Source organism: Plantibacter sp. Leaf1, from assembly GCF_001421315.1.
Lineage (GTDB): Bacteria > Actinomycetota > Actinomycetes > Actinomycetales > Microbacteriaceae > Plantibacter.
Genome location: NZ_LMJX01000002.1, coordinates 1,218,314 through 1,239,593, shown reverse-complemented (window position 1 = coordinate 1,239,593; position 21,280 = coordinate 1,218,314). Strand labels below are relative to the sequence as shown.

Genomic DNA, 21,280 nt, shown 5'->3' with positions numbered 1-21,280 from the left:
GCGCAACACCATGACCGGTCCAGGAGATCAGAACCCGCAGCAGCCCCAGTGGCAGCAGCCGCCCGCTCAGCCCGACCCGCAGCAGGGCTGGCAGGGCAACGGCCCGCAGTCCTCCGCCTCGGGCCAGCACCCGACGGGGCAGTCCGGCCAGCAGTCGCCCTACGGGCAGTCGCCGACGCAGTCGTCGGGGTCCGGCGACCAGCAGTCCGGCCAGTACGGGCAGCAGCAGGGCCAGTACGGCCAGCAGACCGGTCAGTACGGACAGCAGTCGGGTCAGTACAGCCAGCAGTCCGGCCAGTACGGCCAGACGGGTCAGTACGGCCAGACCGGGCAGACGGGTCAGTACGGCCAGCAGGACACGGGCCAGTACGGCCAGCAGCCCACCGAACAGTACGCACAGGCACCGGGCGGGTACGGTCAGGCACCGTACGGCCAGGGCGGCGGTTCGTACGACGGCGGTGCCGGTCAGCCGCCCAAGAAGAAGCTGTCGAAGAAGGGCCTGACCGGCATCATCGCCGGTGGCAGCGCGCTCCTACTCATCATCGTCGGCGGCATCGTCGGCGTGAGCATCGGCAACTCGCTCCACGCGCCCGAGGTCACGGTCAAGGGTTACCTCGACGCCCTGAAGGCGGGCGACGCCGAGGAAGCGCTGAAGCTCTCCGGCACCGAGGTGACCGCGGCCGACGTGCTCCTGACCGACGAGGCTTACAAGGAGGCCTCGGGGAAGGTCTCCGGGTACACGATCGGCAAGACGACCACGAGCGGCGACACCGCGACGGTGCAGGCACGACTCACCCAGGGCGGCGAGAGCGTCGACCAGGAGTTCACGCTCACGAAGGTCGGGAAGGACGCCGTGCTCTTCGACAAGTGGAAGCTCGAGGCGCCTGAGCTCAGTACCGTCCAGGTCGACGTGGTCGCACCGGATGACGCCGTCGCGACCGTCGGCGGGGTGGACCTGACGGATGTCGAGCCGATCGCCGAAGGCTCCTACCAGCTGCGGGCGCTCCCGGGCACCTACGACGTCGCCCTCAGCGAGAGCGACTGGTACTCGGCTGAGGCCACGACCGCGACGGCGCTCGGCTACGGGCAGACGGCGGAGCCGGCCACCCTCTCGGTCGCGCTCACCGACGCCGGGACGACGGCGATCGAGGAAGCCGTCAACACCTACATCGACGGCTGCGGGGCGTCGACCGAGATCGCGCCGACCGGTTGCCCCTACGAGATCCGCAACGCCACCGGCTACACCCCCTCCGGCGTGACCTGGACGTTCGACACCCGCCCGACCTTCACGGTCGGCGAGTTCAACGGCACCGGGTGGAGCGTCGAATCGGAGACCGTCGGGCGCATGTCGATGACGTGCACCCTCACCGACCCGGCCACCGGCCAGACCGGCCCCGGCGGCGGCGGCCCCGTCGACTTCAACGTCGGCGGCACGGTCGAGGGGTTCACGGACGAGGGCGCGACGTTCGTCCCCCTGCCGTAGACCGACAGCTGGACGACCCCTGGGAGCACGGCTTCCAGGGGTCGTCGTCGTTTGACCGCAGCTCCGGCTCGGGCTACTCTTGGTTGGGTGTGCGCACTGTCGTGCGCTCTCGTGCTGTCCGCCTTCCTCGGAGGGTGGCGCGCGGAGCGGACGCCCGTCTCGCACCATCGGGTGGATCCCGGCCGGGCTGGTCCCGGCAGTCGATCGCCCCCACGGCATACCCACCATCCAAGCGACGCGCATTCGCGCGGCGCCGGTGGGTCCATACGACCTCGTGATCCGGGAGACCGGCCCACGAATGCTGCAGTACCACTGTCACCGTGCAGTCATCATCAAGGAGCTAGTAGTGCCAACCATTCAGCAGTTGGTTCGGAAGGGCCGCAGCCCCAAGGTCGTCAAGACCAAGGCGCCCGCCCTGAAGAGCAACCCGCAGCAGGCGGGTGTGTGCACCCGCGTGTACACCACCACCCCGAAGAAGCCGAACTCGGCGATGCGCAAGGTCGCCCGCGTGAAGCTGCGCAACGGTACCGAGGTCACCGCGTACATCCCCGGTGAGGGCCACAACCTCCAGGAGCACTCGCTGGTCCTGGTCCGTGGCGGTCGTGTGAAGGACCTCCCGGGTGTCCGTTACAAGATCGTCCGTGGCGCCCTGGACACGCAGGCCGTCAAGAACCGCAAGCAGGCTCGCAGCCGCTACGGCGCGAAGATGGAGAAGAAGTAATGCCTCGCAAGGGTCCAGCTCCGAAGCGCCCCGTCGTCGCCGATCCCGTTTACGGCGCCCCCATCGTCAGCCAGCTCGTCAACAAGATCCTGCTGGACGGCAAGAAGGGCCTCGCTGAGCGCATCGTCTACGACGCACTCGAAGGCGTCACCGCCAAGAACCAGCAGGATGCCGTCGTCACGCTCAAGAAGGCGCTCGACAACGTCCGTCCGACCCTCGAGGTGCGTTCGCGCCGCGTCGGTGGTTCCACCTACCAGGTGCCGGTCGAGGTCAAGCCTCACCGCGCCAACACCCTCGCTCTCCGCTGGCTCGTGAGCTACGCGAAGGGCCGCCGCGAGAAGACGATGACCGAGCGTCTCCAGAACGAGATCCTCGACGCATCGAACGGTCTCGGTGCAGCCGTCAAGCGTCGCGAAGACACGCACAAGATGGCCGAGTCGAACAAGGCGTTCGCGCACTACCGCTGGTAGTCGCCGCCCGATGCGGGGGCGGACGATCCGTCCGCCCTCGCATCACCGAGTGAATCAGCTCACCCCTACCTATCCCCGGAGGACCCCGTGGCACAAGACGTGCTCACCGACCTGAACAAGGTCCGCAACATCGGCATCATGGCCCACATCGATGCCGGCAAGACCACCACCACCGAGCGCATCCTGTTCTACACGGGCGTCAACCACAAGATCGGCGAGACCCACGACGGTGCGTCGACGATGGACTGGATGGCGCAGGAGCAGGAGCGCGGCATCACGATCACGTCCGCCGCGACGACGTGCTTCTGGAACAAGAACCAGATCAACATCATCGACACCCCCGGCCACGTCGACTTCACGGTCGAGGTCGAGCGTTCGCTCCGCGTCCTCGACGGCGCCGTCGCCGTGTTCGACGGCAAGGAGGGCGTCGAGCCCCAGTCCGAGACCGTCTGGCGTCAGGCCGACAAGTACGACGTCCCGCGCATCTGCTTCGTCAACAAGATGGACAAGCTGGGCGCCGACTTCTACTTCACGGTCGACACCATCATCAGCCGCCTCGGCGCCAAGCCGCTGGTCATCCAGCTGCCGATCGGTGCGGAGTCCAACTTCGAGGGCGTCGTCGACCTGGTCGAGATGCGCGCACTCACCTGGCGTGGAGACGCCAAGGGTGACGTCGAGATGGGCGCCAAGTACGCCATCGAGGAGATCCCGGAAGACCTCAAGGAGAAGGCGGCCGAGTACCGCACCGCGCTCCTCGAGGCCGTCGCCGAGACCGACGACGCACTCATGGAGAAGTACTTCGGTGGCGAAGAGCTGACCGTCGCGGAGATCAAGGCCGCGATCCGTCACCTCACCATCACCAGCACCATGTACCCGGTCCTCTGTGGCTCGGCGTTCAAGAACCGCGGCGTCCAGCCGATGCTCGACGCGGTCATCGACTACCTGCCCTCCCCGCTCGACGTCCCCGCCATCGAGGCGCACGACGCTCGCGACGAGGAGAAGGTCGTGGAGCGTCACCCCGACTCGACCGAGCCCTTCACCGCGCTCGCGTTCAAGGTCGCCGTGCACCCGTTCTTCGGTCGCCTCACGTACGTCCGCGTCTACTCGGGTCGTCTCGACTCGGGTGCGCAGATCATCAACTCCACCAAGGGCAAGAAGGAGCGCATCGGGAAGATCTTCCAGATGCACGCCAACAAGGAGAACCCGGTCGACTTCGTCACCGCCGGTCACATCTACGCGGTCATCGGCCTGAAGGACACCACCACCGGTGACACCCTGTCCGACCCGCAGAACCAGGTCGTCCTCGAGTCGATGAGCTTCCCGGAGCCCGTCATCGAGGTCGCGATCGAGCCGAAGACCAAGGCCGACCAGGAGAAGCTGGGCACCGCGATCCAGAAGCTGGCCGAAGAGGACCCGACGTTCCGCACCGAGCAGAACACCGAGACCGGCCAGACCGTCATCAAGGGCATGGGCGAGCTCCACCTCGACATCCTGGTCGACCGCATGAAGCGCGAGTTCAACGTCGAGGCCAACGTGGGCAAGCCCCAGGTCGCGTACCGCGAGACCATCAAGCGCAAGGTCGAGAAGTACGGCTACACGCACAAGAAGCAGACCGGTGGTTCGGGTCAGTTCGCGAAGATCCAGTTCGATCTGGAGCCGATGGACGTCACTCCGGAGACGACCTACGAGTTCGTGAACGCCGTGACCGGTGGTCGCATCCCGCGCGAGTACATCCCGTCGATCGACGCCGGCTTCCAGGACGCCCTGCAGGTCGGTGGCCTCGCCGGCTACCCGGTCGTGGGTGTCAAGGCGATCGTCACCGATGGTGCGGCGCACGACGTCGACTCCTCGGAGATGGCGTTCAAGATCGCCGGCTCGATGGGTCTCAAGGAGGCCTACTCGCGTGCCAACCCCGTCCTCCTCGAACCGCTCATGGCGGTCGAGGTCCGTACTCCTGAGGAGTACATGGGCGACGTCATCGGTGACCTGAACTCCCGTCGTGGACAGATCCAGTCCATGGACGACGCCACCGGCGTCAAGGTGATCCGTGCCAACGTCCCGCTCTCCGAGATGTTCGGCTACATCGGCGACCTCCGGTCGAAGACCTCTGGTCGTGCCGTGTACTCGATGACCTTCGAGAGCTACGCGGAGGTCCCGAAGGCTGTCGCCGACGAGATCATCCAGAAGAACAAGGGCGAGTAGTCACTCACTCTCTCTTCACCGCGGTCCGGCCGGGTGTGCGAACACCCAGCCGGATCGCGTAACATGAATACACATCCCTGCAGTGCGTCGGGCATCGAATGGTGCCCGCCGCCCCGCACAACGTCCTGAGGAGGACTCACAGTGGCAAAGGCCAAGTTCGAGCGGACCAAGCCGCACGTCAACATCGGAACGATCGGTCACGTCGACCACGGCAAGACCACGCTCACCGCGGCGATCTCGAAGGTCCTGGCGGACAAGTTCCCGTCCGCGACCAACGTGCAGCGCGACTTCGCGTCGATCGACTCCGCGCCGGAAGAGCGTCAGCGTGGTATCACGATCAACATCTCGCACGTCGAGTACGAGACGCCGAAGCGCCACTACGCGCACGTCGACGCCCCGGGTCACGCCGACTACATCAAGAACATGATCACCGGTGCTGCGCAGATGGACGGCGCGATCCTGGTCGTCGCCGCCACTGACGGCCCGATGGCACAGACGCGTGAGCACGTGCTGCTCGCCAAGCAGGTCGGCGTCCCCTACCTGCTCGTCGCGCTGAACAAGTCCGACATGGTCGACGACGAGGAGATCCTGGAGCTCGTCGAGCTCGAGGTCTCCGAGCTCCTCGCCTCGCAGGGCTTCGCTGAGGACGCTCCGGTCGTCCGCGTTTCGGGCCTCAAGGCGCTCGAGGGCGACGAGAAGTGGGTCCAGAGCATCCTCGACCTCATGGACGCCGTGGACGAGAACGTCCCGGACCCCGTGCGCGACAAGGACAAGCCCTTCCTCATGCCGATCGAGGACGTCTTCACGATCACCGGTCGTGGAACCGTCGTCACGGGCCGCGCCGAGCGTGGCACGCTCGCGATCAACTCCGAGGTCGAGATCGTCGGCATCCGCCCGACGCAGAAGACGATCGTCACGGGTATCGAGATGTTCCACAAGCAGCTCGACGAGGCATGGGCCGGCGAGAACTGTGGTCTCCTGCTCCGTGGCACGAAGCGTGAAGACGTCGAGCGCGGCCAGGTCGTCGTCAAGCCGGGTTCGGTCACGCCGCACACGAACTTCGAGGGCACCGCGTACATCCTGTCCAAGGATGAGGGTGGGCGTCACAACCCGTTCTACGCGAACTACCGTCCGCAGTTCTACTTCCGCACCACCGACGTCACCGGCGTCATCACGCTGCCCGAGGGCACCGAGATGGTCATGCCTGGCGACACCACCGACATGACCGTTGAGCTGATCCAGCCCATCGCCATGGAGGTCGGCCTCGGCTACGCCATCCGCGAGGGTGGCCGCACGGTCGGTGCCGGCACCGTCACGAAGGTCCTCGCGTAAGCATCAGCTGACGCAAGTACCTGATCGGCCGTCCGCGGTCGAGTCGGTTCCACGAAGGGCCCGGAGCGTATGCTCCGGGCCCTTCGTCGTTCCCCGATGCTCGCAGCACATGTTCAGCGGTGGCGTGTAATATATGAGACGTCTGCCAACCCGGGCAGGCATCACCCACCCGAGGTCCACGTGTCCCGCTCGTCCTCCGCTCCACGCCGCCGCTTCCGACCCCGCGTGCTGATCCCCTGTCTGCTCGGGGTGTCGGTCCTCCTGGGCGCTGGAGTCGCGACGGTCTCCGCAGCGACGCACGCCCTGGGCGTCCGTGACGAACTCGTCGCCGCGCTGCCGGAACTCGAAGCGGTGCGGGTCGGCGTCGGCGGAGGCGGTGCGGAAGGTGTCGACACTGAGGCCTTGGATCGCGCGGGGCGCGCGGTGGAACGTGCCCTCGAAGTCACCCGGGGCGTCGACTGGTGGATCGCCGAGCGGGTCCCCGTCGCCGGGGCCAACTTCGAAGCCGTCCGAACAGCCGTCGAGGCGGCGCACGTGGTCGTCGACGACGTGCTGGAACCGGTCCTCGCCCTGCCGCTCGACGGCCTCGCGGTCGACGGTCGGCTCGACACCGTGCGGCTGGGTGAGATCGCCCGGACCTCCGCCCGGGCGCTCGAGCGACTGGAGGAGCAGGTCGCACGGCTCGACCGCCTCGACCGCTCGGCGCTGCTCCCACAGGTGTCCGCGGCGCTCGACGGCGTCGACGGACCACTGCAGGATGCCTCGTCGCTCAGCGCCAGCCTGGCGCCGGTGCTCCGCGCGCTGCCCGGGCTGCTAGGGGAGGACGGTCCGCGTGATGTGGCGGTGCTCTTCCAGAACTCGGCGGAGAGCCGTGCACTCGGCGGGATCGCCGGCGCTTCGGTCCTCGTCCACATCGAGGACGGGGTGCTCGACGTGACCCGGACGCTCTCGGCCGCGGACTTCGTGGCCCATGCCGATCCGGTCCTGCCGCTCCCGGCAGACACCGACGAGCTCTACCGAAGCGACGGCTATGCGCTCGCCGGCACCTCCATCCACGAGGTGACCGCTCGCCCGGACTTCCCCTATGGCGCGCAGGTCGCGTCCCAGCTGTGGCAGGAGAGCCAGGGGGTCGAACCCGACCTCATCCTCGCGGTCGACCCCGCTGCCCTCTCCTACCTCCTCAGGGCGACCGGCCCGGTCGCCCTCGACGACGGCTCGGCGATCACGAGCGACACCCTGGTCGCGCGGCTCCTGAACGGCGTCTACCGGGAGCACCCCGGCCTGACGGACGAGGCGAACCGCGCCCAGGACGCGACCTTCACCTCCATCGTGCAGGCGCTCGTCGCCCAGCTGCAGGGTGGTGCGGTCGACGTCCCGCAGGCGGTCGAGGCCTGGGCGCAGGCGGTGGACGAACATCGTCTGCTCGCTTGGAGCCCTGACCGGGTCGAGGAGCGGGCGCTGGTGCTCGCGGGGGTCGGGGGAGCGGGCCCGGAGCGCTCGGATCGAGCTGCCTCCTTCGGTCTCTACCTCGCCGACGCCGTCGGTTCCAAGCTCGAGTACTACCTGCAGCAGCGGGTGCGGGTCGCTGCAGGCTCCTGTGCTGCCGATGGCACGCGTCCGGTGACGGTCTCGTCCGCGTTCACCAACACGATCGACACCGAGGCGTCACTCGGGTCGGAGGAGTTCGACTACATCGCGGGCTTCTACGAACGGGAGGGGCTCGAGCGAGGCACGATCCGCCTCCGCATCATGGCCTACGCCCCCGACGACTCCGCGATCCGCGCGGTCCGAGTCGGTGGTGTGGACGTCCCGTACGTGTCGGGGAGCGACGACGGACGGCCGGTCGCGTACGCGATCGTGAGCATCCCGCCCGGCGCGACGGTCACGGTCGAGGTGGAGGCGTCGATCGAGGGTTCAGTCGTGGACGAGGTGGTCTTCGACGGCACCCCGGGGGTGCATCCGGTCGAGGTCGAGAAGGCCGTGGACCCCTGCTGAGGAGCGGCCCGGAGACTGCTCGAACTCCCGAGACTGGGCGGATCCTGACCATCCTGAGATCGCGACACGCCCGGGTTGCACGCATGGTGGATCCGTGGCAAACTAGTCCAGTTCAGTATTTCGGACGAGCGTGCCTGTGTGCGCTCCGGCGGATCACTGCCAGGTAGTGCATAGGAGCTCCCAGACGCGGCAACGCGACAGGGATCGAGCCTAGGCCGCGGGTAGCAGGACACCAATCACTTCATCGCAATCCAGGTCGTAGCAGCGCTGCGCCCAGCCCCGACCACGAGTCGGAGTGGAAGCCGGTGGATGACCACGAGGGTCGCAAGACGCGAGTGGTCGTTGACAGCAGAACAGTGGTGCGACACCAGTAGTGCCAATGGCGTGGAGCAACCGAACGTTGCAAAGCGCACGATATGCGTCCAATACGGAGAGATCCGCACGACGCGAGACAGAGAGTGAGTCACACATGGCGGGACAGAAGATCCGCATCCGACTGAAGTCGTATGACCATGAGGTCATCGATACTTCGGCGCGCAAGATCGTCGACACGGTCACCCGTGCAGGCGCAACCGTCGTCGGCCCCGTGCCGCTTCCGACGGAGAAGAACGTGGTCTGCGTGATCCGTTCGCCGCACAAGTACAAGGACAGCCGGGAGCACTTCGAAATGCGCACCCACAAGCGTCTGATCGACATCATCGACCCGACCCCGAAGGCCGTCGACTCGCTCATGCGTCTCGACCTGCCGGCGGACGTCAACATCGAGATCAAGCTCTGAGCTCGGTAGAGACGGAAGGAAGACATGTCTAACACCAAGACCAGCAAGGGTCTGCTCGGCACCAAGCTCGGCATGACCCAGGTATGGGACGAGAACAACAAGCTCGTTCCCGTCACCGTCATCGAGATCACGCCCAACGTGGTCACCCAGGTCCGCACCCCCGAGGTCGACGGCTACGACGCCGTGCAGATCGCGTACGGCCAGATCGATCCCCGCAAGGTCAGCAAGCCTGACGCGGGTCACTTCGACAAGGCCGGCGTGACGCCGCGTCGTCACCTCACCGAGGTCCGCACCGCTGACGCATCCGAGTACTCGCTCGGCCAGGAGCTCACCGTCGACGGTGTCTTCGAGGCCGGCCAGAAGGTCGACGTCGTCGGCACTTCGAAGGGTAAGGGTTTCGCCGGTGTCATGAAGCGTCACAACTTCAAGGGAACGGGCGCATCTCACGGTGCTCACCGCAACCACCGCAAGCCGGGTTCCATCGGCGCCTCCTCGACCCCCAGCCGTGTCTTCAAGGGCATGCGCATGGCCGGTCGTATGGGTGGCGAGCGCGTCACCGTGCTGAACCTCCGGGTTCACGCGATCGACGCCGAGAAGGGCCTGCTGCTCGTCAAGGGTGCCGTTCCCGGCGCTCGTGGCCGCATCGTATTCGTCCGCACCGCAGTGAAGGGAGCGTAGTTCCATGGCTATCGCTACTCTCGACGTGCTCGACACCAAGCTCAAGAAGGCCGGCACCGTCGACCTTCCTGCCGAGGTGTTCGACGTTCAGACCAACATCCCGCTCATCCACCAGGTGGTCGTCGCGCAGCTCGCTGCCGCACGCCAGGGCACGCACAAGACCAAGCGCCGCGGCGAAGTGTCCGGTGCAGGCCGCAAGCCGTTCAAGCAGAAGGGCACGGGTAACGCTCGTCAGGGCTCCATCCGCGCACCTCAGATGACCGGCGGTGGCATCGTCCACGGTCCAGTGCCCCGCAGCTACTCGCAGCGCACCCCCAAGAAGATGATCGCCGCAGCTCTGCTCGGTGCCATCTCCGACCGCGCTCGTGGCAGCCGCCTCCACGTCGTCGACTCCCTCTCGTTCGGCGAGAAGCCGTCGACGAAGGTCGTCTCCGAGTACCTGACGAACGTCGCTTCCTCGAAGCACGTCCTGATCGTCCTCCAGCGCGACGACGAGCTCAGCCACCGCAGCGTCCGCAACCTGCAGAACGTGCACGTGCTGTCGTACGACCAGCTGAACGCATACGACGTGCTCGTCTCCGACGACATCGTCTTCACCAAGGCCGCCTTCGAGGCATTCGTCGCCAGCAAGACCGGCGCCAAGGCCGCAACCGAGGAGGTCTCGGCATGACCGCGATCAACAAGGACCCCCGCGACGTCATCTTCGCGCCGGTCGTCTCCGAGAAGAGCTACAGCCTGATCGACGAGGGCAAGTACACCTTCCTCGTCGACCCGCGCTCGAACAAGACCGAGATCAAGCTCGCCATCGAGAAGATCTTCGGTGTCGAGGTCGCTTCGATCAACACCCTCACCCGTCAGGGCAAGACCCGTCGCACCAAGTTCGGCACCGGAAAGCGCAAGGACACCAAGCGCGCCATCGTGTCGCTCAAGTCGGGTTCCATCGACATCTTCACGGCTGTTGGCTAAGACGGCCGGGAACGAAGAGGAATAAGAAATGGCTATTCGTAAGTACAAGCCCACGACTCCTGGTCGTCGCGGTTCGTCTGTCGCGGACTTCGCGGAGATCACCCGTACGACGCCGGAGAAGTCGCTGCTTCGTCCGTTGTCGAAGACCGGTGGTCGCAACAACCAGGGCCGCATCACGACGCGTCACATCGGTGGTGGCCACAAGCGCCAGTACCGTCTGATCGACTTCCGTCGCAACGACAAGGACGGCGTCAACGCCAAGGTCGCTCACATCGAGTACGACCCCAACCGCACGGCTCGTATCGCGCTGCTCCACTTCGTGGACGGCACCAAGCGCTACATCCTCGCTCCGAACAAGCTGAGCCAGGGCGACATCGTCGAGTCGGGCGCCGGCGCGGACATCAAGCCGGGTAACAACCTGCCCTTGAAGAACATCCCGACCGGTACCGTCATCCACGCGATCGAGCTCCGTCCCGGTGGCGGCGCGAAGATGGCCCGCTCCGCGGGTGCATCGGTGCGTCTCGTCGCGAAGGACGGCCCGTACGCGCAGCTCCGTCTGCCGTCCGGCGAGATCCGCAACGTCGACCTGCGCTGCCGCGCCACCATCGGTGAGGTCGGCAACGCCGAGCAGTCGAACATCAACTGGGGTAAGGCCGGCCGTAAGCGCTGGCTGGGCGTCCGCCCGACCGTCCGTGGTGTCGCGATGAACCCGATCGACCACCCGCACGGTGGTGGTGAGGGCAAGACCTCCGGTGGACGTCACCCGGTCAGCCCGTGGGGCCAGAAAGAAGGCCGCACGCGCCACCCCAACAAGGAAAGCGACAAGCTCATCGTTCGTCGTCGTACCGCCGGCAAGAAGCGTAAGTAGGAGTAAGAGAAGATGCCACGCAGTCTCAAGAAGGGCCCCTTCGTCGACGACCACCTGCTCCGCAAGGTCGTCACGGCGAACGAGGCCAGCAACAAGAACGTGATCAAGACCTGGTCGCGTCGATCGATGATCATCCCGGCCATGCTGGGTCACACCATCGCCGTCCACGACGGTCGCAAGCACATCCCGGTGTTCGTCACCGAGACGATGGTCGGGCACAAGCTCGGCGAGTTCGCGCCCACCCGCACCTTCCGTGGACACGTGAAGGACGACAAGAAGGGCCGTCGCCGCTAACGCGGTGACGTGAAGGAGGAAGAGAAATGGTGGAGTCGATCGCCCGCGTGCGACACATCCGCGTCACCCCCCAGAAGGCCCGTCGTGTCGTCGCGCTCATCCGTGGCAAGCAGGCTCAGGAGGCCTTGGCCATCCTGAAGTTCGCACCGCAGAGTGCCAGCGAGCCCATCTACAAGCTCGTTGCCTCGGCCATCGCGAACGCTCGCGTCACGGCCGACAAGGACAACGTGTTCCTGGACGAGCAGGACCTGTACATCGCGAAGGCGTACGTCGATGAGGGTGCAACCCTCAAGCGTTTCCGTCCCCGCGCACAGGGCCGCGCGTTCCGCATCCTCAAGCGCACCAGCCACATCACCGTCGAGCTCTCGACGCCTGATGAGACTGCCGGCGCTGCCAAGGCCAAGAAGGTGAGCAAGTAATGGGTCAGAAAGTCAATCCATACGGCTTCCGTCTGGGAATCACGACCGACCACGTGTCGCGTTGGTTCTCCGACAGCACGAAGAAGGGTCAGCGTTACAGCGACTTCGTCGCGGAAGACGTCAAGATCCGCCGTCTGCTGGCGACCTCGCTCGACCGCGCTGGAGTCAGCCGCATCGAGATCGAGCGAACCCGTGACCGCGTCCGCGTCGACATTCACACCGCCCGTCCGGGCATCGTGATCGGTCGTCGTGGCGCCGAGGCCGAGCGCATCCGTGCCGACCTCGAGAAGCTCACGAAGAAGCAGATCCAGCTGAACATCCTCGAGGTCAAGAACCCCGAGGCCGACGCTCAGCTCGTCGCACAGGGCATCGCCGAGCAGCTCTCCGCACGTGTGGCCTTCCGCCGCGCGATGCGTAAGGGCCTGCAGGGCGCCCAGCGCACGTCCACCGTCAAGGGTGTCCGTATCCAGGTGTCCGGCCGTCTCGGCGGCGCTGAGATGAGCCGTTCCGAGTTCTACCGCGAAGGCCGTGTGCCGCTGCACACGCTCCGCGCGAACATCGACTACGGCTTCTACGAGGCGAAGACCACGTTCGGCCGCATCGGCGTGAAGGTCTGGATCTACAAGGGCGACATCACCAACAAGGAGCTTGCTCGCGAGCAGGCCAACCAGAAGTCGACGCGTCCCGAGCGCCGTGACGGTGGCGACCGCCCCCGTCGCAACGCCGGTCCGAGCAGCGCCCCCAAGGCAGCTGTCGAGGCGCCCGCCGCCGCAGGAGTTGAGGCATAACCATGTTGATCCCACGCAAAGTCAAGCACCGGAAGCAGCACCACCCCGGCCGTTCCGGCCAGGCAACCGGTGGCACCAAGGTGTCGTTCGGTGAGTACGGCATCCAGGCCCTGACGCCCGCTTACGTGACCAACCGTCAGATCGAGTCCGCTCGTATCGCCATGACGCGTCACATCAAGCGCGGCGGCAAGGTGTGGATCAACATCTACCCCGACCGTCCGCTGACCAAGAAGCCCGCCGAAACCCGCATGGGTTCCGGTAAGGGTTCGCCCGAGTGGTGGGTCGCGAACGTCAAGCCGGGTCGTGTGCTGTTCGAGGTCGCCGGAGTCGATGAGACCCTGGCCCGCGAGGCGCTCACCCGTGCAATCCACAAGCTGCCCCTCAAGGCACGCATCATCAAGCGCGAGGAGGGCGACGCATAATGGCGATCGGATCCAAGGAGCTCACCCCCGTCGAGCTCGACACCTTTGAAGACCAGCGCCTCGTCGAGGAGCTCCGCAAGGCCAAGGAAGAGCTGTTCAACCTGCGCTTCCAGTCGGCCACGGGGCAGCTCGAGAACCACGGCCGCCTGCGCGCCGTGAAGCGCGACATCGCTCGCATCTACACGGTCATCCGTGAGCGCGAGCTCGGCATCCGGGCCACGCCGACCGTCGAGGTCGTCGAGGCCAAGGCCGAGAAGAAGACCAAGAAGGCCAAGGCCGCACCGAAGTCCGAGGACACCGCTGCAGCCGACGCCGAGACCACGAAGGAGGCCTAGACATGGCTACCGCTACTGACAAGGCCCCCGAGGGTCACGAGTCGGCCGAGCACGACGTCAAGGACGCCGCTGCTCGTGGCTACCGCAAGACCCGTCGTGGTCTGGTGACCAGCGACAAGATGGAGAAGACCATCGTCGTCGAGGTCGAGGACCGCGTGAAGCACCCGCTCTACGGCAAGGTCATCCGCCGCACCTCCAAGGTCAAGGCTCACGACGAGGCGAACTCCGCCGGCATCGGCGACCTCGTCCTGATCAGCGAGACCCGCCCGACCAGCGCCACCAAGCGCTGGCGCCTGGTCGAGATTCTCGAGAAGGCCAAGTAGGCCTCGCGGCTTACTGAGAGGAAAGCGAACAATGCTTCAGCAAGAATCACGAGTCAAGGTCGCCGACAACACCGGTGCCAAGGAGCTCCTGACCATTCGTGTGCTCGGTGGCTCCGGCCGCCGCTACGCGGGTCTCGGTGACACCATCGTCGCGACCGTCAAGGACGCGATCCCCGGTGGCAACGTCAAGAAGGGCGACGTCGTCAAGGCGGTCATCGTCCGCACCCGCAAGCAGACCCGTCGTCCCGACGGTTCCTACATCAAGTTCGACGAGAACGCCGCTGTCATCCTGAAGGCTGACGGGGACCCCCGTGGTACCCGCATCTTCGGACCGGTCGGTCGCGAGCTTCGTGACAAGAAGTTCATGAAGATCGTCTCGTTGGCGCCGGAGGTTATCTAAGTCATGGCAAAGATCAAGAAGGGCGACCTGGTTCAGGTCGTCTCCGGCCCGAAGCAGGACCGCGGTGGTTACCGCGGCAAGCAGGGTCGCGTCATCGAGGTCCTGGCGGACAAGAACCGGGTGATCGTGGAGGGCGTCAACTACGTCACGAAGCACTCCCGTGTCGGCCAGACCCAGCGTGGGACGAAGACCGGCGGCATCGAGACCGTCGAGGCTTCGATCCACATCTCCAACGTCGCGCTCGTCGACCCGGAGACCAAGGGCCCGACCAAGGTCGGCCACCGCAACGAGGAAGTCACGAAGGACGGCGTCACCAAGACGGTCCGCGTTCGTTACGCCAAGAAGTCAGGTAAGGACCTCTAATGACCGACACAGAAGTGGCGACTGGCAAAATCCAGCCCCGTCTCAAGCAGAAGTACCGCGCTGAGATCCTTCCGCAGCTGCAGAAGGACTTCGGCTTCACGAACGTGCACCAGGTGCCCGGTCTCGTGAAGGTCGTTGTCAACACCGGTGTGGGCGAGGCAGCCCGCGACAGCAAGGTCATCGACGGCGCTGTTTCGGACCTCACCAAGATCACCGGCCAGAAGCCGCAGGTCACCAAGGCTCGCAAGTCCATCGCGCAGTTCAAGCTGCGCGAGGGTCAGCCCATCGGCGCTCACGTCACGCTTCGTGGCGACCGCGCCTGGGAGTTCCTGGACCGCCTGCTGAGCCTCGCTCTTCCGCGTATCCGCGACTTCCGCGGCCTCTCGGACAAGCAGTTCGACGGCAACGGCAACTACACCTTCGGTCTCCAGGAGCAGTCCATGTTCCACGAGATCGACCAGGACAAGATCGATCGCGTCCGCGGCTTCGACATCACCGTCGTGACCACGGCCAAGAACGACGACGAGGGTCGCGCGCTGCTCAAGGCGCTCGGCTTCCCGTTCAAGGCAGCTGAGTCCAAGTAGGCTGAGCTTCTGCCCGGTCCTCGGTGTATGTCGAGGACCGGGCTTCCGCCCGTTCGGGGCACTCCTGCCCAGAACGGTTCAACCACCACAGGTCGGCACCCTTGCACAGGATGTCGAAACCTGGTGAACAAAGGAAACACTCGATATGACCATGACAGATCCGGTCGCAGACATGCTGACCAGACTGCGCAATGCGAACTCGGCGCACCACGACACCGTGTCGATGCCGCACTCCAAGCTCAAGGTGAACATCGCCGAGATCCTCAAGTCCGAGGGCTACATCTCCGGCTGGGAGGTCGCTGACGCGGCCGTCGGACAGACGCTCTCGCTGAGCCTCAAGTTCGGCCCGAACCGCGAGCGCTCCATCGCCGGCATCAAGCGCGTCTCGAAGCCCGGCCTCCGCGTCTACGCGAAGTCGAACGAGATCCCCAAGGTCCTCGGCGGCCTCGGCGTCGTCATCCTGTCCACCTCCAGCGGACTCCTCACGGACCGCCAGGCCGAGAAGAAGGGCGTGGGTGGGGAAATCCTCGCCTACGTGTGGTAGCCAGTCATGTCTCGTATTGGAAGACTCCCCATCGACATCCCGGCAGGCGTCACCATCGACGTCGCCGGCCAGAACGTCACCGTCAAGGGCCCGAAGGGTGAGCTCTCGCTCGTCGTCGCCAGCCCCATCGAGGTCAAGCTCGAAGACGCACAGCTGCTGGTCACGCGTCCCGACGACGAGCGCAACTCGCGTTCGCTCCACGGCCTGACCCGCACGCTCATCGCGAACCAGATCATCGGCGTCACCCAGGGCTACTCCAAGGGCCTCGAGGTCGTCGGTACCGGTTACCGCGTCGCACAGAAGGGCAGCGCCGTCGAGTTCGCGCTCGGCTTCTCGCACCCCGTCACCGTCGAGCCGCCGGTCGGCATCACGCTGACCGTCGAGGGCAACAACAAGCTCACGGTCGCCGGTATCGACAAGCAGGCCGTCGGCGAGGTCGCCGCCAACATCCGTAAGATCCGCAAGCCCGAGCCGTACAAGGGCAAGGGCGTGCGCTACGCCGGCGAGATCGTGCGTCGCAAGGCCGGAAAGGCTGGTAAGTAACCATGGCTCGTCCAACGAAGACTGCCGCACGTGGCCGTCGCCACGCGCGTCTGCGCAAGAAGGTCGAGGGCACCGCGGTCCGTCCGCGCCTCGTCGTCAACCGTTCAGCCCGTCACGTGTTCGTGCAGGTTGTCGATGACACGAAGGGTCACACCCTCGTCTCCGCCTCGACCATGGAGGACACCCTCCGGACGTTCGACGGCGACAAGACCGCCAAGTCGCGCAAGGTCGGCGAACTCATCGCCGAGCGTGCGAAGGCAGCCGGCATCGAAGATGTCGTATTTGACCGTGGAGGCAACCGCTACGCAGGTCGCGTGGCAGCAATTGCCGATGGTGCTCGAGAGGGCGGATTGAACCTGTGAGCGAAGACAACAAGCAGCTGCAAGAGCCTGTCGCAACCGTGGCCGAGGCCCCGGTCGAGACCGCGGCGTCGACGGCACCGACCGGTGACCGCGAGCCGCGCGAGGCGCGTCGCGGAGGCCGTGAGCGCAACCCGAACCGCGACCGCGGAAGCCGCGACAGCGACAAGAGCCAGTTCCTGGAGCGCGTCGTGACCATCAACCGTGTCTCGAAGGTCGTGAAGGGTGGTCGTCGCTTCAGCTTCACCGCCCTCGTGGTCGTCGGTGACGGCAACGGCATGGTCGGCGTCGGCTACGGCAAGGCCCGCGAAGTGCCCCTCGCGATCGCGAAGGGTGTCGAGGAGGCGAAGAAGAACTTCTTCCGCGTCCCGCGCGTCGGTTCGACCATCCCGCACCCCACCCAGGGTGAGGCGGCAGCCGGTGTGGTGCTCCTGCGCCCGGCCGCCGCCGGTACCGGTGTCATCGCCGGTGGTCCGGTCCGCGCCGTCCTCGAGTGCGCCGGTATCCACGACGTCCTGAGCAAGTCGCTCGGCTCGTCCAACACGATCAACATCGTTCACGCGACCGTCACGGCGCTGAAGCAGCTCGAGGAACCTCGTGCCGTTGCAGCCCGTCGTGGTCTCGAGTTCGACCAGGTCGCTCCGGCCCGTCTGCTCCGTGCAGAGGCAGAGGCCGTTCAGGCGGCCGCTGCTGCGAAGGTAGGTGCCTGATGGCCCAGCTGAGGATCACCCAGATCAAGGGCAGAATTAGTGAGAAGCAGAACCAGCGCGACACGCTTCGCAGCCTGGGTCTCCGTCGCATCGGTGCTGTCGTCGTCCGTCCGGACAACGCACAGAACCGCGGCTACGTGAACACTGTTGCTCACCTCGTACAGGTTGAGGAGATCGACTAATGGCTGAGAAGAACGAAACCACTGAGGAGAAGGCCCCCAAGGCCGCTGCGAAGGCAGCTCCGAAGACGGCCGCTGCGAAGTCCGAGCCGAAGGCGAAGGCGGCCCCCAAGGCTGCTGCTGCCAAGAAGCCCGCGACGGACGAGCCCGCCGAGAAGCGCGAGCAGGTCCTGAAGGTCCACCACCTCCGTCCCGCCGCCGGTGCCAAGAAGGCCCGGATGCGCGTCGGTCGCGGTGAGGCGTCCAAGGGTAAGACCGCTGGTCGCGGTACCAAGGGTACGAAGGCCCGCTACAACGTCAAGGTCGGCTTCGAGGGTGGGCAGATGCCGCTGCACATGCGCACCCCGAAGCTCCGTGGCTTCAAGAACCCCTTCCGCGTCGAGTACCAGGTCGTGAACCTGGAGAAGCTCGCCGAGCTGTACCCCAAGGGTGGCGACGTCACCACGGTCGACCTCGTCGCCAAGGGTGCCGTCCGGAAGAACGAGAAGGTCAAGGTTCTCGGAAACGGTGACATCTCGGTTAAGCTGAATGTCGCGGTCGACAAGGTCTCCGGCTCAGCTGAGCAGAAGATCGTGGCAGCCGGGGGCAGCGTCAAGTAGCCCTCGGCCGGCTCCGCACAGGAGCTCACTCGGGTGGCCGGCATCATGCCGGTCACCCGGGCCGACCCCGCACCATCCCACAGGAGGCCCCTTTTGTTCACCGCCATCGGCCGGATCTTCCGGACCCCGGATCTTCGTCGGAAGATCGGGTTCACACTCGGAATCATCGCCATCTACCGGCTCGGGTCCTTCATCCCAGCTCCGTTCGTGAACTTCCCGAACGTGCAGCAGTGCCTCGCGAACCAGCAGGCAGCCGGAGCTTCGGGCCTCTACGAGCTCGTCAACCTCTTCAGCGGTGGCGCTCTCCTCCAACTCTCCATCTTCGCGCTGGGCATCATGCCCTACATCACCGCGTCGATCATCGTCCAGCTGCTCCGCGTGGTCATCCCGCACTTCGAGACGCTGCACAAGGAAGGCCAGTCCGGCCAGGGCAAGCTGACGCAGTACACCCGCTACCTGACGATCTTCCTCGGCATCCTCCAGTCGACGACGCTGATCACGGTCGCGAAGAGCGGTGCGCTCTTCGGGAACCAGGGCGGCGTCTGCGCCGACCTCATCACCGCCCAGGGCGGCACCTGGTACGGCATGCTCCTCATGGTCGTCACCATGACGGCCGGCACCGGCCTCGTCATGTGGATGGCCGAGCTCGTCACCGAGCGTGGTGTCGGCAACGGCATGTCCCTCCTCATCTTCACCTCGATCGCCGCGACCTTCCCCGGTTCGCTCGCCGCCATCTGGACTGCGAAGGGACCGGAGGTCTTCCTCCTCGTCCTCGCCGTCGGGCTGGTCATCGTCGGGCTCGTCGTGTTCGTCGAACAGTCGCAGCGCCGCATCCCCGTGCAGTACGCCAAGCGCATGGTCGGACGCCGCACCTACGGCGGCAACAACACCTACATCCCCATCAAGGTCAACATGGCCGGTGTGGTGCCCGTCATCTTCGCGTCGTCGATCCTGTACCTGCCGGCCCTCATCGCGCAGTTCAACCAGCCGACGACCGGTACGCCGGCGCCGTGGGTCCTCTGGATCCAGCAGTACCTCACCAAGGGCGACCACCCGCTGTACATGCTCATGTACTTCCTGCTCATCGTCGGGTTCACCTACTTCTACGTCGCGATCACCTTCAACCCAGAAGAGGTCGCCGACAACATGAAGAAGTACGGCGGCTTCATCCCCGGCATCCGCGCGGGTCGCCCGACGGCCGAGTACCTCGACTACGTGCTGACACGGGTCACGCTCCCCGGCTCGATTTATCTGGGGTTGATCGCGCTCCTGCCACTCATCGCTCTGGCGCTCGTCGGCGCGAATGCGAACTTCCCCTTCGGCGGCGCATCGATCCTCATCATCGTCGGCGTCGGCCTCGAGACGGTGAAGCAGATCGACTCGCAGCTCCAGCAGCGCCACTACGAAGGACTCCTGCGTTGAGCGCGTCCGGAAAGCCCCGTCTGCTCATCGTCGGTCCTCCCGGGTCCGGCAAGGGCACGCAGGCAGCCTTCCTGTCGGAGCGCTTCGGCATCCCGGCGATCTCGACCGGAGACATCTTCCGCGCGAACATCAAGGGCGGCACGCCGCTCGGCAAGCAGGTCCAGGAGCTCGTCCGCGGGGGCGGCTACGTCCCGGACTCGTTGACCAACGAGATCGTGCGCGACCGCCTGCACCAGCCGGACGCCCTCGACGGGTTCCTGCTCGACGGGTACCCGCGCACGACCGACCAGGTCGTCGCGCTCGACGCGCTCCTCGCGGAGAACGGCACGAGTCTCGACGCGGTCGTGCAGTTGCAGGCCGAGACGGAGGAGGTCGTCGTCCGGTTGCTGAAGCGTGCTGAAGCGGAAGGTCGCCCCGACGACACCGAAGAGGTCATCCGTCACCGGCTCGAGCTGTACTCGAAGGAGACCGCTCCGCTGATCGAGGTCTTCACCGCGCGCGGACTCGTCGTCGCCGTGGACGGACTCGGTGAGGTGTCCGAGGTGACCGCCCGCATCGATGCCGCGTTGGCAGCTCGCGGCATCATCGTGCCCGCCGTCTGACGCAGAACGCCTCCAGTACGGTGTTCCGGAAGTCGATCTACAAGACCCCCGAGCAGATGCGCGCGATGATCGCGCCCGGGCTCGCCACGGCGGCGTCGCTCGACGCCGTCCGCGAACGGATCGCTCCCGGAGTCACGACCCTGCAGCTCGACGCGGTGGCGGAGGCGGCGATCATCGCTGCCGGTGGCCACTCCAACTTCAAGCTCGTCCCGGGATATCGGCACACGGTCTGCACCTCGGTGAACGATGACGTCGTGCACGGGATCCCCGGCGGCCGGGTCCTCGCTCCCGGTGACATCGTCTCGGTCGACAGCGGGGCGGAGATCGACGGCTGGAACGGCGATTCGGCGATGACCATCGTCCTGCCGGACCCGAGCCGTCCGGAACTCGTCGCCGAGCGCGAGCGGTTGTCGGCCGTGACCGAAGGGTCGCTGTGGGCCGGCATCGCCGAACTCGCGACGGCGCGTCACCTCAATCAGGTCGGTGCGGCGATCGAGGAGTACGTCGAGGACCATTCCCCTGAGGGCCGTCCGTACGGCATCCTCACCGACTACGTCGGTCACGGCATCGGTCGCACGATGCACGAGGCGCCGCCGGTCTTCAACTACCGCGTCCGCCAGCGCGGCCCCGAGGTGAAGCCCGGGCTCGTGGTGGCCATCGAGCCGATGGTGGTGGCGGGGAGCCCCGACACCTTCGTCCGCGACGACGAATGGACGGTCGCCACGCTCGACGGTGCGGCTGCAGCGCACTGGGAGCACAGCGTGGCCGTGCACCGCGACGGCATCTGGGTGCTGACGGCGTCAGATGGCGGCGCTGCGGCCCTGGCCGCGTTCGGTGTCACACCGGTCCGCCCCGCCTGATCACCGCGCTGCCGGCGTCGGCTGCGCCACCGGTAGAGTTG

Annotated in this window: 29 protein-coding genes; all 29 read left to right on the top strand. The window is 66.1% G+C overall.

Annotated features, from left to right (window positions below):
• The first annotated feature begins 10 nt into the window (after window positions 1-10).
• The 29 genes from ASE44_RS08105 (at window position 11) to map (ending at window position 21,239) form a co-directional block, all read left to right on the top strand.
• Window positions 11-1,483, top strand: coding sequence for a DUF4878 domain-containing protein (locus ASE44_RS08105; protein WP_056778760.1), 1,473 nt, complete (start codon window positions 11-13; stop codon window positions 1,481-1,483).
• 346 nt (window positions 1,484-1,829) lie between these two features.
• Window positions 1,830-2,204: a 30S ribosomal protein S12 gene (rpsL, locus tag ASE44_RS08100; RefSeq protein WP_056008169.1), complete on the top strand. Its 375-nt coding sequence runs from the start codon at window positions 1,830-1,832 to the stop codon at window positions 2,202-2,204.
• Complete coding sequence (gene rpsG / locus ASE44_RS08095; protein WP_056008166.1) at window positions 2,204-2,674, top strand: 30S ribosomal protein S7; 471 nt, start codon at window positions 2,204-2,206, stop codon at window positions 2,672-2,674. Before rpsL ends, rpsG begins: the two co-directional genes overlap by 1 nt.
• An 87-nt stretch (window positions 2,675-2,761) precedes the next feature.
• Window positions 2,762-4,876, top strand: coding sequence for an elongation factor G (gene fusA / locus ASE44_RS08090; RefSeq protein ID WP_056008163.1), 2,115 nt, complete (start codon window positions 2,762-2,764; stop codon window positions 4,874-4,876).
• Window positions 4,877-5,017: 141 nt separating this feature from the next.
• A complete protein-coding gene (gene tuf, locus ASE44_RS08085; RefSeq protein ID WP_056008160.1) occupies window positions 5,018-6,208 on the top strand; it encodes an elongation factor Tu in 1,191 nt (396 codons plus the stop codon).
• A 225-nt stretch (window positions 6,209-6,433) separates the two neighbouring features.
• Complete coding sequence (locus ASE44_RS08080) at window positions 6,434-8,203, top strand: DUF4012 domain-containing protein (RefSeq protein ID WP_056778758.1); 1,770 nt, start codon at window positions 6,434-6,436, stop codon at window positions 8,201-8,203.
• Between the two features lie 469 nt (window positions 8,204-8,672).
• Window positions 8,673-8,981, top strand: coding sequence for a 30S ribosomal protein S10 (gene rpsJ, locus ASE44_RS08075; protein WP_005050520.1), 309 nt, complete (start codon window positions 8,673-8,675; stop codon window positions 8,979-8,981).
• A gap of 24 nt (window positions 8,982-9,005) precedes the next feature.
• A complete protein-coding gene (gene rplC, locus ASE44_RS08070; RefSeq protein ID WP_056008154.1) occupies window positions 9,006-9,659 on the top strand; it encodes a 50S ribosomal protein L3 in 654 nt (217 codons plus the stop codon).
• Between the two features lie 4 nt (window positions 9,660-9,663).
• Entirely contained in the window at window positions 9,664-10,329 is a 666-nt protein-coding gene (gene rplD, locus ASE44_RS08065) for a 50S ribosomal protein L4 (protein WP_056778755.1), read from the top strand.
• Window positions 10,326-10,625: a 50S ribosomal protein L23 gene (gene rplW / locus ASE44_RS08060; RefSeq protein WP_056008147.1), complete on the top strand. Its 300-nt coding sequence runs from the start codon at window positions 10,326-10,328 to the stop codon at window positions 10,623-10,625. The genes rplD and rplW overlap by 4 nt, the downstream gene beginning before the upstream one ends.
• A gap of 28 nt (window positions 10,626-10,653) precedes the next feature.
• On the top strand, window positions 10,654-11,493 hold the full coding sequence (rplB, locus tag ASE44_RS08055; RefSeq protein WP_056008143.1) for a 50S ribosomal protein L2: 840 nt from the start codon (window positions 10,654-10,656) through the stop codon (window positions 11,491-11,493).
• Window positions 11,494-11,505: 12 nt separating this feature from the next.
• On the top strand, window positions 11,506-11,787 hold the full coding sequence (gene rpsS, locus ASE44_RS08050; RefSeq protein ID WP_056008140.1) for a 30S ribosomal protein S19: 282 nt from the start codon (window positions 11,506-11,508) through the stop codon (window positions 11,785-11,787).
• Window positions 11,788-11,813: 26 nt separating this feature from the next.
• The gene (rplV, locus tag ASE44_RS08045; RefSeq protein WP_056008137.1) at window positions 11,814-12,206 is read left to right on the top strand and encodes a 50S ribosomal protein L22; all 393 of its coding nucleotides are present in this window, start codon (window positions 11,814-11,816) and stop codon (window positions 12,204-12,206) included.
• Window positions 12,206-12,994: a 30S ribosomal protein S3 gene (gene rpsC, locus ASE44_RS08040; protein WP_056008134.1), complete on the top strand. Its 789-nt coding sequence runs from the start codon at window positions 12,206-12,208 to the stop codon at window positions 12,992-12,994. The genes rplV and rpsC overlap by 1 nt, the downstream gene beginning before the upstream one ends.
• 2 nt (window positions 12,995-12,996) lie before the next feature.
• Entirely contained in the window at window positions 12,997-13,416 is a 420-nt protein-coding gene (gene rplP / locus ASE44_RS08035; RefSeq protein ID WP_056008131.1) for a 50S ribosomal protein L16, read from the top strand.
• Window positions 13,416-13,751: a 50S ribosomal protein L29 gene (rpmC, locus tag ASE44_RS08030; protein WP_056008128.1), complete on the top strand. Its 336-nt coding sequence runs from the start codon at window positions 13,416-13,418 to the stop codon at window positions 13,749-13,751. Before rplP ends, rpmC begins: the two co-directional genes overlap by 1 nt.
• A gap of 2 nt (window positions 13,752-13,753) precedes the next feature.
• The gene (gene rpsQ, locus ASE44_RS08025; protein ID WP_056008125.1) at window positions 13,754-14,074 is read left to right on the top strand and encodes a 30S ribosomal protein S17; all 321 of its coding nucleotides are present in this window, start codon (window positions 13,754-13,756) and stop codon (window positions 14,072-14,074) included.
• 31 nt (window positions 14,075-14,105) lie between these two features.
• Window positions 14,106-14,474: a 50S ribosomal protein L14 gene (gene rplN / locus ASE44_RS08020; RefSeq protein WP_056008123.1), complete on the top strand. Its 369-nt coding sequence runs from the start codon at window positions 14,106-14,108 to the stop codon at window positions 14,472-14,474.
• Between the two features lie 3 nt (window positions 14,475-14,477).
• Window positions 14,478-14,837: a 50S ribosomal protein L24 gene (gene rplX, locus ASE44_RS08015; RefSeq protein WP_056008121.1), complete on the top strand. Its 360-nt coding sequence runs from the start codon at window positions 14,478-14,480 to the stop codon at window positions 14,835-14,837.
• Complete coding sequence (gene rplE / locus ASE44_RS08010) at window positions 14,837-15,421, top strand: 50S ribosomal protein L5 (RefSeq protein ID WP_056008119.1); 585 nt, start codon at window positions 14,837-14,839, stop codon at window positions 15,419-15,421. Before rplX ends, rplE begins: the two co-directional genes overlap by 1 nt.
• Before the next feature lie 145 nt (window positions 15,422-15,566).
• On the top strand, window positions 15,567-15,965 hold the full coding sequence (gene rpsH, locus ASE44_RS08005; protein ID WP_056008118.1) for a 30S ribosomal protein S8: 399 nt from the start codon (window positions 15,567-15,569) through the stop codon (window positions 15,963-15,965).
• Between the two features lie 6 nt (window positions 15,966-15,971).
• On the top strand, window positions 15,972-16,508 hold the full coding sequence (gene rplF, locus ASE44_RS08000; RefSeq protein WP_056008113.1) for a 50S ribosomal protein L6: 537 nt from the start codon (window positions 15,972-15,974) through the stop codon (window positions 16,506-16,508).
• A 2-nt stretch (window positions 16,509-16,510) separates the two neighbouring features.
• Window positions 16,511-16,870, top strand: a complete 360-nt coding sequence (gene rplR / locus ASE44_RS07995) for a 50S ribosomal protein L18 (protein ID WP_056008110.1) — start codon at window positions 16,511-16,513, stop codon at window positions 16,868-16,870.
• On the top strand, window positions 16,867-17,577 hold the full coding sequence (rpsE, locus tag ASE44_RS07990) for a 30S ribosomal protein S5 (protein WP_056008107.1): 711 nt from the start codon (window positions 16,867-16,869) through the stop codon (window positions 17,575-17,577). The genes rplR and rpsE overlap by 4 nt, the downstream gene beginning before the upstream one ends.
• On the top strand, window positions 17,577-17,759 hold the full coding sequence (gene rpmD / locus ASE44_RS07985) for a 50S ribosomal protein L30 (protein ID WP_079001710.1): 183 nt from the start codon (window positions 17,577-17,579) through the stop codon (window positions 17,757-17,759). Before rpsE ends, rpmD begins: the two co-directional genes overlap by 1 nt.
• On the top strand, window positions 17,759-18,355 hold the full coding sequence (rplO, locus tag ASE44_RS07980; protein WP_082455896.1) for a 50S ribosomal protein L15: 597 nt from the start codon (window positions 17,759-17,761) through the stop codon (window positions 18,353-18,355). Before rpmD ends, rplO begins: the two co-directional genes overlap by 1 nt.
• Window positions 18,356-18,448: 93 nt before the next feature.
• Window positions 18,449-19,777, top strand: a complete 1,329-nt coding sequence (secY, locus tag ASE44_RS07975) for a preprotein translocase subunit SecY (protein WP_056008105.1) — start codon at window positions 18,449-18,451, stop codon at window positions 19,775-19,777.
• A complete protein-coding gene (locus ASE44_RS07970; protein WP_056778752.1) occupies window positions 19,774-20,379 on the top strand; it encodes an adenylate kinase in 606 nt (201 codons plus the stop codon). The genes secY and ASE44_RS07970 overlap by 4 nt, the downstream gene beginning before the upstream one ends.
• Before the next feature lie 20 nt (window positions 20,380-20,399).
• Complete coding sequence (gene map, locus ASE44_RS07965; RefSeq protein ID WP_255353621.1) at window positions 20,400-21,239, top strand: type I methionyl aminopeptidase; 840 nt, start codon at window positions 20,400-20,402, stop codon at window positions 21,237-21,239.
• Window positions 21,240-21,280: the final 41 nt, after the last annotated feature.